The sequence below is a fragment of the Streptomyces sp. NPDC013157 genome (genome assembly GCF_042899865.1).
Classification (GTDB): domain Bacteria; phylum Actinomycetota; class Actinomycetes; order Streptomycetales; family Streptomycetaceae; genus Streptomyces.
This window is the reverse complement of sequence record NZ_JBIBAK010000004.1, coordinates 592,443-604,920: the sequence shown is the minus strand read 5'-3', so window position 1 is coordinate 604,920 and position 12,478 is coordinate 592,443. Positions and strand designations below refer to the sequence as shown.

General features: G+C 73.3%; 13 protein-coding genes. 6 read left to right on the top strand and 7 right to left on the bottom strand.

Features of this window, described 5'->3' with window-relative positions; all coding sequences use genetic code 11:
* Positions 1-6: 6 nt before the first annotated feature.
* Positions 7-735, bottom strand: coding sequence for a ZIP family metal transporter (locus ACFY6U_RS16040; RefSeq protein WP_351496080.1), 729 nt, complete (start codon positions 733-735; stop codon positions 7-9).
* Between the two features lie 84 nt (positions 736-819).
* On the opposite strand from ACFY6U_RS16040, the gene cobM reads away from it, so the two are divergent.
* Genes cobM through cobC form a run of 6 tightly spaced genes read left to right on the top strand, consistent with a single transcriptional unit; the run spans position 820 to position 7,263 of the window.
* Entirely contained in the window at positions 820-1,668 is an 849-nt protein-coding gene (gene cobM, locus ACFY6U_RS16035) for a precorrin-4 C(11)-methyltransferase (protein ID WP_390038507.1), read from the top strand.
* Complete coding sequence (gene cbiE / locus ACFY6U_RS16030) at positions 1,665-2,954, top strand: precorrin-6y C5,15-methyltransferase (decarboxylating) subunit CbiE (protein ID WP_390038505.1); 1,290 nt, start codon at positions 1,665-1,667, stop codon at positions 2,952-2,954. Before cobM ends, cbiE begins: the two co-directional genes overlap by 4 nt.
* Complete coding sequence (gene cobJ / locus ACFY6U_RS16025; protein WP_390038503.1) at positions 2,951-4,654, top strand: precorrin-3B C(17)-methyltransferase; 1,704 nt, start codon at positions 2,951-2,953, stop codon at positions 4,652-4,654. The genes cbiE and cobJ overlap by 4 nt, the downstream gene beginning before the upstream one ends.
* The gene (locus ACFY6U_RS16020) at positions 4,651-5,235 is read left to right on the top strand and encodes a precorrin-8X methylmutase (protein ID WP_390038502.1); all 585 of its coding nucleotides are present in this window, start codon (positions 4,651-4,653) and stop codon (positions 5,233-5,235) included. Before cobJ ends, ACFY6U_RS16020 begins: the two co-directional genes overlap by 4 nt.
* Positions 5,232-6,152, top strand: a complete 921-nt coding sequence (locus tag ACFY6U_RS16015) for a sirohydrochlorin chelatase (RefSeq protein ID WP_390038500.1) — start codon at positions 5,232-5,234, stop codon at positions 6,150-6,152. Before ACFY6U_RS16020 ends, ACFY6U_RS16015 begins: the two co-directional genes overlap by 4 nt.
* Complete coding sequence (cobC, locus tag ACFY6U_RS16010; RefSeq protein ID WP_390038498.1) at positions 6,142-7,263, top strand: Rv2231c family pyridoxal phosphate-dependent protein CobC; 1,122 nt, start codon at positions 6,142-6,144, stop codon at positions 7,261-7,263. Before ACFY6U_RS16015 ends, cobC begins: the two co-directional genes overlap by 11 nt.
* 100 nt (positions 7,264-7,363) lie before the next feature.
* Here cobC and ACFY6U_RS16005 read toward each other — a convergent pair whose 3' ends face one another.
* From ACFY6U_RS16005 to ACFY6U_RS15980, 6 genes are all read right to left on the bottom strand, one after another.
* A complete protein-coding gene (locus ACFY6U_RS16005) occupies positions 7,364-8,293 on the bottom strand; it encodes an SCO1860 family LAETG-anchored protein (RefSeq protein ID WP_390038496.1) in 930 nt (309 codons plus the stop codon).
* A 142-nt stretch (positions 8,294-8,435) separates the two neighbouring features.
* Complete coding sequence (locus ACFY6U_RS16000; RefSeq protein ID WP_390038494.1) at positions 8,436-9,527, bottom strand: amidohydrolase family protein; 1,092 nt, start codon at positions 9,525-9,527, stop codon at positions 8,436-8,438.
* A 5-nt stretch (positions 9,528-9,532) separates the two neighbouring features.
* The gene (locus ACFY6U_RS15995; protein WP_390038492.1) at positions 9,533-9,823 is read right to left on the bottom strand and encodes a hypothetical protein; all 291 of its coding nucleotides are present in this window, start codon (positions 9,821-9,823) and stop codon (positions 9,533-9,535) included.
* 21 nt (positions 9,824-9,844) lie between these two features.
* On the bottom strand, positions 9,845-10,618 hold the full coding sequence (locus tag ACFY6U_RS15990; RefSeq protein ID WP_390038490.1) for an amino acid ABC transporter ATP-binding protein: 774 nt from the start codon (positions 10,616-10,618) through the stop codon (positions 9,845-9,847).
* Positions 10,615-11,451 (bottom strand): amino acid ABC transporter permease, encoded by an 837-nt coding sequence (locus ACFY6U_RS15985; protein WP_390038488.1) that lies wholly within the window; start codon positions 11,449-11,451, stop codon positions 10,615-10,617. Before ACFY6U_RS15985 ends, ACFY6U_RS15990 begins: the two co-directional genes overlap by 4 nt.
* The gene (locus ACFY6U_RS15980; protein ID WP_390038486.1) at positions 11,448-12,302 is read right to left on the bottom strand and encodes an ABC transporter substrate-binding protein; all 855 of its coding nucleotides are present in this window, start codon (positions 12,300-12,302) and stop codon (positions 11,448-11,450) included. Before ACFY6U_RS15980 ends, ACFY6U_RS15985 begins: the two co-directional genes overlap by 4 nt.
* Positions 12,303-12,478: the final 176 nt, after the last annotated feature.

The window sequence follows — 12,478 nt, the reverse complement described above, 5'->3', positions numbered from 1 at the left end:
CGGGCGTCAGCCGGAGATGCCCACCACCAGCCAGATGAAGGCCGCGCCGGCGACCGTGCACAGCAGCGTCGAGCGGGCCGGGTGCTCGTGGTGGGCCTCCGGGAGGATCTCGGCGGCGGCCAGGTAGAGCAGGACGCCGCCGAAGAGGCCGAGATAGCCGCCGAGCAGGCCCTCCGGGATGGTGAAGAAGATCGTGGAGAGGGCGCCGAGGACCGGTGCGCAGGCGTCGGCGACCAGCATCGCTATCGCCCGGCGGCGCGCGTTGCCGTACAGGCTCGTGATCGTGAACGTGTTGAAGCCGTCCGCGAAGTCGTGCGCGATGACCGCGAGCGCCACGGCCGCGCCCATGCCGCCACCCACCTGGAAGGCCGCACCGATCGCCACACCGTCCATCGCGCTGTGGCCGACCATCGCACCGGCCGCCGTCAGGCCCACCTCGGGCGCCCGGTGGCCGTGCTCGTCGGCGCCGTGGGCGGCCTGGCGGAGGGCCAGGGTGCGTTCCACCAGATGGGCCAGGAGGAAGCCGGCCACGAACAGGAGCAGGGCGGCCGGTACGCCGAAGACCTCGCGGCCGGCCGCGCGCAGCGCCTCCGGCAGCAGGTCGAGGCCGACCACACCGAGCATCAGACCGCCGGCCAGTCCGAGGACCAGGTGACGACGGTCGGTCACACGCTGTGCCGTCCAGCCGCCGGCCAGCGTCATCAGGAACGCGCCGAGCGCGACGAAGACCGCCATGTGCCCTTGCTATCCGATCGACCCGCCTCAGCGCACATCCAGCACCACGAGTAACACCCTTTGTCCAGAGAGGACCGATTTTCCATGGCCGATGCCGCCGCCTCCGCCGCTGCCGCCGGCGACGCTCCCACCGGCAAGGTGACCTTCGTCGGTGCCGGCCCCGGCGCAGCCGATCTGCTGACGTTCCGGGCCGCGCGCGCGATCGCCGAGGCCGACGTCGTGATCTGGGCCGCGAGCCTGGTCCAGGCGGAGGTCCTCCAGCACGCGCGCGAGGACGCGGAGGTTCTGGATTCCGCGACGATGTCCCTCGAAGACGTCGTCGCCGTCTACGAGCGGGCCCGGACGGAGGGGCTGCGGGTGGCCCGTATCCACTCCGGGGACCCGGCGCTCTGGGGCGGTACCCAGGAGCAGGTCGACCGGTGTGCCGGGATCGGCATCGAGGTCGAGATCGTGCCCGGTGTCTCCTCCTTCTCAGCCGTGGCCGCGCTGGCCCAGCGCGAGCTGACCATTCCCGAGGTGGCGCAGTCCGTCGTGCTCACCCGGCTCGGCGGTGGCAAGACGCCGATGCCGCCCGGGGAGGAGGTGCGGGAGTTCGCCCGGCACGGGACCACCATGGCGATCTTCCTCTCCGCCGCGCGCAGCGGGCAGCTGGTGCGCGAGCTGCTGGAGGGCGGCTACCCCACGTCCACCCCGGTCGTCGTCGCCTACCAGGCGACCTGGCCGGAGGAGCTGGTCGTGCGGTGCACGATCGAGACGCTGGAGGAGACGGTCAAGGAGCACAAGCTCTGGAAGCACACCCTCTTCCTGGTCGGCCCGGCCCTGGCCGCCCACGGCACCCGCTCGCACCTCTACCACCCCGGCCACTTCCACGGTTTCCGCAAAGCCGATCCGCAGGCCCGGCGGGAGCTGCGCGAGCGGGGGGCCAGTACATGATCACGGTCGTCGGTACGGGGACGGGCACCCCGCTGCCGCCCGGCGTGCTCGCCGGCGCCCGGCTGGTCGTCGGGGGGCGGCGGCATCTGGGCGCCGTACGGCTGCCGGAGGGGGCCGAGCGGGTCGTCCTCGGGCCGCTGGCGCCCGCCCTCGACACCATCGGGGAGTACGTCGGCAAGGACCTGCCCGTGACCGTGCTGGCCTCGGGGGATCCCGGCTTCTTCGGGATCGTGCGGGTGCTGGCCGAGCGGTTCGGCACGGACCGGCTGGACGTGCGGGCCGGGGTGTCGTCCGTCGCCGTCGCCTTCGCCCGCATCGGGCTGCCCTGGGACGACGCCGTGGTGGTGAGCGCGCACGGACGCGACCCCCGCACGGCGGTGAACGTCTGCCGGGCGCATCCGAAGGTCGCGGTGCTGACGGGGCCGGGGGCGGGTCCGGCGGAGCTGGGGGCGGCGCTGCGGCAGGCCATCGGCACACCCTCGGGCGGGTCCGTGGGCGGGTCCGTGGGCGGGTCCGACGCGCGCGTCCTCGTCGTCGCCTCGGCGCTCGGCTCGGCGCGGGAGCGCGTCGAGCGGGTCACGCCCGCCGAGGCCGCGGACCGGGACTGGGGGCCGGACGTCAGCGTGGTGCTGTGCCTCGACGAGGCGCGGACGCGGGCGCCGGGCGCCGTGCGGACGGTGGCGGGGGGCCGGGCGGAACCCGCCGGGTGGGCCCTCGGCGAGGACGAGTTCGCGCACCGCGACTCGATGATCACCAAGTTCGAGGTACGGGCGCTGGCGCTGGCCCGGCTCGGGCCCCGCCTCGGCGACCTGGTCTGGGACGTCGGCGCGGGCTCCGGGTCGGTGGCGGTGGAGTGCGCACGCCTCGGCGCCGCCGTCGTCGCCGTGGAGAAGGCGGCGGACGGGGTGGAGCGGATCGCGGCCAACGCCCGGGCGCACGGGGTGTACGTGGATGTGGTGTGTGACATGGCACCGGACGCGCTGACCGGCCTCCCCGACCCCGACGCCGTGTTCATCGGCGGGGGCGGGGCCGAACTGCCCGCGATCGTCGGCGCCTGCGCCGCGCGCGCCCGGCGGACGGTGGTGGTCGCGATGGCCGCGCTGGACCGGGTACCGGCGGCGCGTGCGGCGCTCACCGGTGCCGGGTTCTCCTGCGACGGGGTACTGCTGCAGTCCTCCCGTCTCGCGCCGCTGCCGGGCGAGGTGACCCGGCTGGCGGCGACCAATCCCGTGTTCCTGCTGTGGGGAACACGAACCCCCTTGTCCGACGAAGGAGTTGCCCTGTGATCGGCCTCATTTCCGCCACCGCGGCGGGGGCGGCGGCGCGCGACCGGCTGGCCGCGGCGTGGCCGGACCGCACGCGGGTGTACGACGGTCCCGTCAAGGACGCCGTACCGTCCGCGTTCGCGGAGTGCGAGCAGCTGGTGTGTTTCCTGGCCACGGGTGCGGTGGTCCGGCTGATCGCCCCGCTGCTGGGCAGGAAGGCGACCGACCCGGGTGTGGTGTGCGTCGACGAGGGCGGGCGGTTCGCCGTGTCGCTGGTCGGCGGGCACGGGGGCGGCGCGAACGAACTCGCCCGGGAGGTGGGTGAGGTGCTGGCCGCGCAGCCGGTGGTGACCACCGCGACCGACTCGGTCGGGCTGCCCGGGCTCGACACCCTCGGCTTCCCGGTCGAGGGCTCGGTGGCGGCCGTGTCGCGGGCCCTGTTGGACGGCGAACCGGTGGCGCTGCACGCCGAGTCGGCGTGGCCGCTGCCGCCGCTGCCGCTGGCGGAGGAGGGCGCCCACCACGTCCGGCTGACCGACCGCGCGGTCGAACCCGGCGAGAACGAGGTGCTGTTGCGGCCGCCGTCCCTGGTCGTCGGCGTCGGTGCCTCGAAGGGCGCCCCCGTCGACGAGGTGCTCGGCCTCGTCGACGCGGCGCTGCGGGACGCGGGGCTGTCGCCGCGCAGCATCGCCGAACTCGCCACCGTCGACGCCAAGGCCGGGGAACCCGGAATCGTCGCGGCGGCCGCGCGGCTCGGGGTCCCGCTGGTGACGTACTCCGCCGAGGAACTGGCCGGTGTCCGGGTCCCCAACCCCTCGGACGCCCCCCTCGCCGCCGTCGGCACCCCCTCCGTCGCCGAGGCGGCGGCCCTCGCGCGGGGCGGCGAACTCCTCGTCCCCAAGCGGAAGTCGGAGCGCGAGGACGGCCGGCCCGCCATGGCGACCTGTGCCGTCGTACGGCGTCCGGCGCGCGGGCGGCTCGCCGTCGTCGGCCTCGGTCCCGGTGCCCGGGACCTGCTCACCCCGCGCGCCAGGGCCGAACTACGGCGCGCCGCGGTGCTCGTCGGCCTCGACCAGTACGTCGACCAGATCCGTGACCTGCTGCGGCCCGGCACCCGGATCCTGGAGTCGGGGCTCGGCGCGGAGGAGGAGCGGGCGCGTACCGCGGTCGCCGAGGCGCGCGCCGGGCAGGCCGTCGCGCTGATCGGCAGCGGGGACGCGGGCGTGTACGCCATGGCCTCCCCGGCGCTGGCCGAGGCCTCCGACGACATCGACGTGATCGGCGTCCCCGGTGTCACGGCCGCGCTCGCGGCCGGGGCGATCCTGGGCGCGCCGCTCGGCCACGACCATGTCTCGATCAGCCTGTCCGACCTGCACACGCCGTGGGAGGTCATCGAGCGCCGGGTGCGCGCGGCGGCCGAGGCGGACATCGTCGTGACGTTCTACAACCCGCGTTCCCGGGGCCGCGACTGGCAGCTGCCGAAGGCGCTCGCCATCCTCGCCGGGCACCGGGAGCCGGCGACGCCCGTCGGTGTGGTACGCAACGCCTCGCGCCCCGACGAGTCGAGCCGGCTGACCACCCTGGGTGCGCTGGACCCGGCGTGGGTCGACATGATGACCGTCGTGACCGTGGGCAACACGGCGACCCGGAACATCGCCGGGCGCATGGTCACTCCGCGCGGCTACCGCTGGCAGGAGAGCGCTCAGGAGGAGGGCAAGTGAGCCGGGTCGTCCATCCCATCGAGCAGGAGTCCTACCGGCGGCTGCGCGCCCGCCTGGACACCTCGCACTTCCCGCCGCTGACCCGGGCGGTCGTGGAGCGGGTCATCCACTCCGCCGCCGACCTGGAGTACGCGGCCGACCTGGTGACCGACGAGGCCGACCTGGTGAAGGCACACGCGGCGCTGCACGCCGGGGCGCCGGTCGTCGTGGACGTGGAGATGGTCGCCGCCGGGATCACCCGCAGGGAGACGGTGTGCCGGCTGCGCGACGCCGGGTCCGAACCCGGTCTGACCCGTTCGGCGCACGCGATCCGGCTCGCCTACGAGCAGGTCGGGCCCGGCGCCCTGTGGGTGATCGGCAACGCGCCGACCGCGCTGGAGGAGTTGCTGACGCTGGACGCAGCCCCCGCGCTCGTCATCGGTCTGCCCGTCGGTTTCGTCGGCGCGGCCGAGTCCAAGGCCGCGTTGCGGGCGAGCGGGCTGCCCGCCGTGAGCAACGTGTCCGAGAAGGGCGGCTCGGCGGTCGCCGCCGCCGCGCTCAACGCCCTGCTGTACCACCCCACTTCCGAGGAGACCCTGTGACCACCCCGCCCGCCCTGCTCATCGCCGGCCACGGCACCCGGGACGAAGCCGGGGCCGAGGCGTTCCGCGACTTCGTGCGGCAGCTGGGACGCCGCCACCCCGAACTGCCCGTCGCGGGCGGCTTCATCGAACTGTCCCCGCCGCCGCTCGGCGACGCCGTGGCCGAGCTGGTGGAGCAGGGCGTACGGCGGTTCGCCGCGGTACCGCTGATGCTGGTCTCCGCCGGGCACGCCAAGGGCGACATCCCGGCGGCGCTGGCCCGGGAGAAGGAGCGGCACCCGGGGATCTCGTACACCTACGGCCGTCCGCTGGGACCCCACCCCTCCCTGCTGTCGGTCCTGGAGCGGCGCCTGGACGAGGCGCTGGGCGGTTCCTCGCGGGCCGCACGGGACCGCGCCGAGGTGACCGTGCTGCTGGTGGGCCGCGGTTCGACGGACCCCGACGCCAACGCCGAGGTGCACAAGGCGGCCCGGCTGCTGTGGGAGGGCCGCGGGTACGCCGGGGTGGAGACGGCGTTCGTGTCGTTGGCGGCGCCGGACGTGCCGAGCGGCCTCGACCGGTGTCTGAAACTGGGGGCGCGCCGGATCGTCGTCCTGCCGTACTTTCTCTTCACCGGGATCCTGCCGGACCGGGTGCGCCAGCAGGCCGAGGGCTGGGCGGCCGCGCACCCGGAGATCGAGGTGTGTTCGGCGGACGTCATCGGGCCCGAGCCGGAACTGCTGGACCTGGTGATGGAGCGGTACCGGGAGGCGGTCGAGGGTGATCTGCGGATGAACTGCGACTCGTGCGTCTACCGGATCGCGCTGCCCGGTTTCGAGGACAAGGTCGGGCTGCCGCAGCAGCCGCACTTCCACCCGGACGACGACGGCCACCACCACGGACACCATCACCATGGCGGGCACGCGCATGCGCACTGAGGACGGTCCCGGCGGCCCAGGAGGCGACAGAGGCCCCGAAGACCCCGGAGGTGCCCCGGGCGGGCACGATCTGCGGCACCACGGCGACGCCGAGGTCCGGGACGGCGGTCCGGCGCTCGTCGACCTCGCGGTCAACGTGCGCACCGGCACTCCCCCGGTCTGGCTGCGGGAGCGGATAGCGGAGTCGCTGTGCGGGCTGGCGGCCTACCCGGACGGGCGGGCGGCACGGGCGGCGGTCACGGCGCGGCACGGGCTGCCGGTGGAGCGGGTGCTGCTGACGGCGGGCGCCGCGGAGGCGTTCGTCCTGCTGGCGCGGGCGCTGAAGGTGCGCCGGCCGGTGGTGGTCCACCCGCAGTTCACCGAGCCGGAGGCGGCGCTGCGGGACGCCGGGCACACCGTGGACCGGGTGCTGCTGCGGGAGGCGGACGGGTTCCGGCTGGATCCGGCGGCCGTCCCGGAGGACGCCGACCTGGTCGTGATCGGCAATCCGACGAACCCGACGTCGGTGCTGCATCCGGCCGGGGTGATCGCCCGACTCGCGCGTCCCGGGCGGACGTTGGTGGTCGACGAGGCGTTCATGGACGCGGTGCCGGGCGAGCGGGAGGCGCTGGCCGGGCGGGCCGATGTGCCGGGTCTGGTGGTGCTGCGGAGCCTGACGAAGACGTGGGGGCTGGCCGGGCTGCGGATCGGGTACGTGCTGGCCGAGCCGGAGATCATCACGGAGCTGGAGCGGGCGCAGCCGTTGTGGCCGGTGTCCACACCCGCGCTGGCCGCGGCCGAGGCGTGTGTGGCGCCGCGCGCGCTGGCGGAGGCGGCGCATGCGGCGCACCGTGTCGCCGCCGACCGGGCCCATCTGGTGGCGGGCCTCGAGGAGTTCGCGCCCGAGGGGGTGCGGGTGGCGGGGCCGGCGGAAGGGCCGTTCGTGCTCGTCCGGATGGCGGGGGCGGCGGCCGTGCGGCGGCAGCTGCGGGTGCTGGGGTACGCCGTGCGGCGGGGGGACACGTTTCCCGGGCTGGACGAGGAGTGGGTGCGGATCGCGGTGCGGGACCGGGTGACGGTGAACCGGTTCCTGCAGGCGCTTGATCAGGCGTTGATGTTGACACGGGCGTGAGGGGAAGGGCTGGGGAACTGCGGACCGTGGGCGAGCGCGGGTGCGTCGTGGCTGGTCGCGCAGTTCCCCGCGTCCCTTCGGGGCGCTTCAGTGGGCGCCTCTAAGAGCGCCTGCGGCGCGCCAGGAGAACCACTCCTCCGCCCGTCAGTACCAAAGCGAGCGCTCCTCCCACGACATACGGCGTCACCGAACTCCCGCCCGTCTCCGCCAGCTTCGTCTCCTTCACCGGGGCGCCCTGCACCTTCACGTCGGACACCGGGTCGGCGGGATCAGAGGGATCCGCGGGATCGGCCGGGGCCGCCGCGGGGTCGGGCGGTGTCTGGCAGGTCGTCTTCGCCAGGGTCAGGGTTCCCGTCACCTCGGCCACGTTGAGCTTCAACGGGTTGATGGAGACCTTGAGTTCGAGGGCGCTGGCCGCCGCCGTGGTCGAGGTCGTCTCGCGCCTGGAGAGGTCGAGACGGACCTCGCCGACGCCGGGGACCCTGACGTCGGTGGGGCCGCCCGCGCTCAGCGTCACGCGCTTGCCGAGCACGGTGACGGCGCCGAGCACGTCGGCGGAGGCCCGCGGCTGTTCGCCGGTCTCGCAGGTGGCCTTGGACGTGACCGTGTCGAGTGCGACGAGGGACAGCAGGGGCAGGCCCGGCAGGTGCAGCCGGGCGTGGGCGAGGTGGACGGCGGCCTCGGCGCGGTCGGCGGAGACCGTCGCCTTCGCCGAGGCGACGTCCGCGCCGAGGACGTTGAAGGGCTTGCCGCCGTCGACTCCGTCGAGGGTGGCGGTCAGCGCCGTCCGGTCGGCGCTCTGCGGTGCCCGGACCTCGTTCAGGGAGACCGCGAGCGGGACGTTCACGGTCTTGCTGAGGAGGGAGACGTCGAGGCCGGTGCGCAGGACGACCGCGCTCGCGCGACCGTGGCCGGTGGTCGCGTGTGCGGTGCCCGCGCCGGCCAGGGCCGCGGGACCGGCGGCCAGGGCCGTGGCCGCCGCGAAGATCGCGAGACGGCGTGCGGGCATACGGAATGTGTCGCTGTTCAAGGTGGTGGGACCCCCAGAGGAAACGTGCTCGGGACCCGCCAAGAATTACGCACTGTGGGTGAACGGGCAGCAATCCTGCGTTACTTCACTCAATAGTGGACTTTCCGCGCATCTATTCGAGTCGGCAGGCACAGCAGTTCCCTTACTCCACGACCTGCCCGTTCAGCACCACTCTCCGGGGGGACGCGAGGACGCGCACGTCCGCGCGCGGGTCGCTCTCGTACACCACCAGGTCCGCCGGTGCGCCCTCCTCCAGTCCGGGCCTGCCCAGCCAGGCGCGGGCCGCCCAGCTGGTCGCCGCGAGCGCGTCGACGGGCGGGATCCCGGCGGTCACCAGCTCGGCGACCTCGCCCGCGACCAGGCCGTGGGCCAGGCTGCCCCCTGCGTCCGTGCCGACGTACACCGGGATCCCGGCGTCGTAGGCGGCCCGGACCGTGTCGTAGCGGCGCTCGTACAGCCTGCGCATATGGGCCGACCAGCGGGGGAACCTGGCCTCGCCGCCCGCCGCCAGGTCCGGGAAGGTGGCGATGTTGACCAGGGTGGGGACGATCGCGACACCACGGGAGGCGAAGAGGGGGATCAGGTCCTCCGTCAGGCCCGTGGCGTGCTCGATGCAGTCGATGCCGGCCTCGACCAGGTCCGGGAGCGAGTCCCGGGCGAAACAGTGTGCGGTGACCCGGGCGCCGAGCCGGTGGGCCTCGGCGATGGCCGCCTCCACCGCGTCGCGGGGCCAGCTGGGCGCCAGGTCGCCGAGGTCGCGGTCGATCCAGTCGCCGACCAGCTTGACCCAGCCGTCGCCGCGCCGGGCCTCCTCGGCGACGTACGCGACCAGGTCCGCCGGCTCGATCTCGTGGGCGAAGTTCCTGATGTAGCGGCGGGTGCGCGCGATGTGCCGGCCGGCCCTGATGATCTTCGGGAGGTCGTCGCGGTCGTCGACCCAGCGGGTGTCCGACGGTGAGCCGGCGTCCCGGATGAGGAGGGTGCCGGCCTCGCGGTCGGTGCGGGCCTGCTTCTCGGCCGTCGCCGCGTCGACCGGGCCGTGCGGGCCGAGGCCGACGTGGCAGTGGGCGTCGACGAGACCGGGGAGCGTCCAGCCCTCCACGGTCCGGATGTCACGGGCGCCGGCGGGACGGTCGTAGGAGACCCGGCCGTCCACCACCCACAGCTCGTCGCGGACGTCCTCGGGTCCCACGAGGACCCTGCCCCTCACGTGCAGCACCGCCTGATCGCTCATGGGCCTCAGCCTAGGACGACCGGGAGCCCCTCATCGATGCGGCCCAGCAGCCGGCCGCCGTGCACCCGCGGGGCGTCGAAGGAGCGCCAGTCGTCCTCGCCGTCGCCGCGCGGCACCCCGGGGACGAGGACCGAGGCCGGGTCGACGTCCTGGGCGAGGTCGAGGTAGGCGGGCGCGACGACGGCGCCGTGCAGCGTGCCGCCGACGAGGTCCGGGCTGAACCCGCCGGACAGGACGGTGACCCGGGCCCGCAGATCGCCGTGGATCAGGACGAGTTTGCCGGTCGCACACGGCACCGACAGCAGGGCCTCGCCCGCCTAGTCCGAGGACTCCTCCTCCACCTGCGCCATGGCCGGGTCGAGCAGCCGGGACAGGAAGTGGCGGGTCCGTTCGTGGCTCGGGTCGCCGATGACGCGGTCCGGTGCGCCGTCCTCCACGATCACCCCGCCGTCCATGAAGACCACCCGGTCGGCGACCTCCCGCGCGAAGGTCATCTCGTGGGTGACCACCATCATGGTCATGCCCTCCCGGGCCAGCATCCGCATGACCGCCAGGACGTCCCCGACCAGCTCCGGGTCGAGGGCGGACGTCGGCTCGTCGAAGAGCATCACCTCGGGGCCCATGGACAGCGACCGGGCGATGGCCACCCGCTGCTGCTGACCGCCGGAGAGGGAGGCGGGGTAGGCGTCCGCCTTCTCGGAGAGACCCACGCGGGCGAGGTTCTCGGCGGCGACCCGTGCTGCCGTCGCCTTGTCCCGGCGCAGCACCCGGCGCTGCGGCAGGGTGAGGTTCTCGGTGACCGTGAGGTGCGGGAAGAGGTTGAACTGCTGGAAGACCATGCCGATCTTGCGGCGCACGGCGTCGATGTCGACGTCCGGGTCCGTCAACTCGGTGCCGCCGACGAACACCTGCCCTTGGGTGGGCTCTTCGAGCAGGTTGACGCAGCGCAGCAGGGTGGACTTGCCGGAGCCGGACGGGCCGATCACGCAGACGACCTCGCCCTGGCCGATCTCCAGGTCGATGCCGCGCAGCACCTCGTTGTCGCCGAAGGACTTGTGCAGGCCCTTCACCTCGATCTCGGGTCGGCTCATCTGACGGCCTCCTGGGCCTTCGCCTCCATGCGGCGGACGACGAAGCCGAGCGGGATCGTGACCAGCAGGTAGCACAGGCCGGCGACGAGGATCGGCGTGGAGTTGGCGGTCGTACTGGCCAGGTCGCGGCCGTACTTGGACAGTTCGCGCTCCTCCAGGGTGACGCCGAGGAAGAGGACCAGGGAGGAGTCCTTGAAGAGCAGGACCAGTTCGTTGGTCAGCGGCGGGAGGATGATGCGGAACGCCTGCGGGATGACGATCGAGACCATGGCGCGGGCGGGTGAGAAGCCCAGCGAACGGGCCGCCTCCATCTGCCCCTTGGGCACCGCCTGGATGCCCGCGCGGATCGTCTCGGCCATGTAGGCAGCGGCGACCAGGCCGAGCGCGAGGGCCACCTTGCCGTAGGTGCCGCCGATGATCTCGGTGCCGGGGAAGGCCAGCGGGACGGCGACCCCGATGAAGATGAAGATCAGCAGGGCGGGCAGGCCGCGGAAGATCTCGATGTAGACGCCGGCGACCCAGCGGTAGGGCCCGACCGACGACAGCCGCATCAGCGCGATCACCATGCCGAGGGCCAGTCCGACGACGAAGCCGGACAGGGTGTAGAGCACCGTGTTCTTCAGCGCCAGCGTGATGACGTCCGGGAACATCTGCTTCGCGATGTCCCACTGGGCGAACTGGTTCTGCAGCCGTCCCCAGTCGGCGCCGACCGCGAAGGCGATGACGGCGGCGACGAAGACGACGTACTGGGCGCCGCGCGACAGGCGGCGCTTCTGCCGCCGGGTCAGGCCCTTCCTGCGGGGCTGGAGTGCGGTGTCCGTGTCCGTGGTCATGAGGCGGCGGGGGACGCGGCCGAGGCGTCGTAGGGACCGATCCACTTCTCGTACAGCTTCTTGTACGTGCCGTCGGCCTTGGCATCGGCGATCGCCTTGTTGACGGCGGCGAGGAGCTTGGTGTTGCCCTTCTTCACCGTGAAGCCGTACTGCTCGCCGGTGTTGATGTTGCCGGCGACCTGGAAGGCGCTCGCGTTGGCCTTGTCCTTCAGCCAGCCCTGGACCACCGGGTAGTCGATGACGACGGCCTTGACCTGGCCGGTGCGCAGGCCGTTGAGGACGGCGTCGGAGGACTCGAAGGAGACCGGGTCGAAGCCCTGCTTCCGGACGTAGTCCTCACCCGTGGTCTGTGCCTGGGCGCCCAGCCGGACCTTCTTGGCCTTGGCGTCGGCGAGCGAGGTGATGCCGCTGTTCTTGTCGACGAGGAGGGCCTGGGTGGCGTCGAAGTACGGGTCGGAGAAGTCGACGTTCTTCTTGCGCTCGGCGGTGATGGTCATGCCGGCCGCGGCCAGGTCGCACTCGCCGGAGTTGAGGAAGGCGCCGGTCTTGAAGTTCTCGAACGGCGTGTCGAGGATCTGCTGCTTCACGCCGAGGTTCTTGGCGACCAGGTCGATCATCGACACGTCGAAGCCCTGCACCTTGCCGTCGATCTCCGACTGGAACGGCGGGTACGGCAGGTGGGTGCAGGTGGTGAGCTGCCCGGCCTTGACGAGTTCGACCCCGCCTGCGGCCGTCCTGGAGGCGCTGGAGCCGTTGCCGCTCGACGTGCAGCCGGCCACGAGGGCCAGCCCGGCCGCGGCGGTGGCGGCGGCCAGGGCGCGAGCCCGGCGGCGCCCGAGGAGCGTGGTCACGAGACCTCCCGTGAGTCTGTGGGGAAGCTCCCGACGATCTGTGAGGGAGCTTTGGATTCCGGTTCTGCGGGTTCCGATTATAAGGAGATGTTTGGGCCTCTCAAACCAAACCGATGGCCGTGGGCCTGTCCGGCCTAAGAAGTCGCCGGTCGGGGCGGTGCGGCGGGTGCCGGTTA

What these genes read in the sequence shown, in the direction of transcription:
- ACFY6U_RS15985 (WP_390038488.1), bottom strand. Translation starts at nt 11,451, where the DNA reads ATGACCACGGACACGGACACCGCACTCCAGCCCCGCAGGAAGGGCCTG.
- cbiE (WP_390038505.1), top strand. Translation starts at nt 1,665, where the DNA reads ATGATCACGGTCGTCGGTACGGGGACGGGCACCCCGCTGCCGCCCGGC.
- cobM (WP_390038507.1), top strand. Translation starts at nt 820, where the DNA reads ATGGCCGATGCCGCCGCCTCCGCCGCTGCCGCCGGCGACGCTCCCACC.
- cobC (WP_390038498.1), top strand. Translation starts at nt 6,142, where the DNA reads ATGCGCACTGAGGACGGTCCCGGCGGCCCAGGAGGCGACAGAGGCCCC.
- ACFY6U_RS15990 (WP_390038490.1), bottom strand. Translation starts at nt 10,618, where the DNA reads ATGAGCCGACCCGAGATCGAGGTGAAGGGCCTGCACAAGTCCTTCGGC.
- ACFY6U_RS16040 (WP_351496080.1), bottom strand. Translation starts at nt 735, where the DNA reads ATGGCGGTCTTCGTCGCGCTCGGCGCGTTCCTGATGACGCTGGCCGGC.
- ACFY6U_RS16000 (WP_390038494.1), bottom strand. Translation starts at nt 9,527, where the DNA reads ATGAGCGATCAGGCGGTGCTGCACGTGAGGGGCAGGGTCCTCGTGGGA.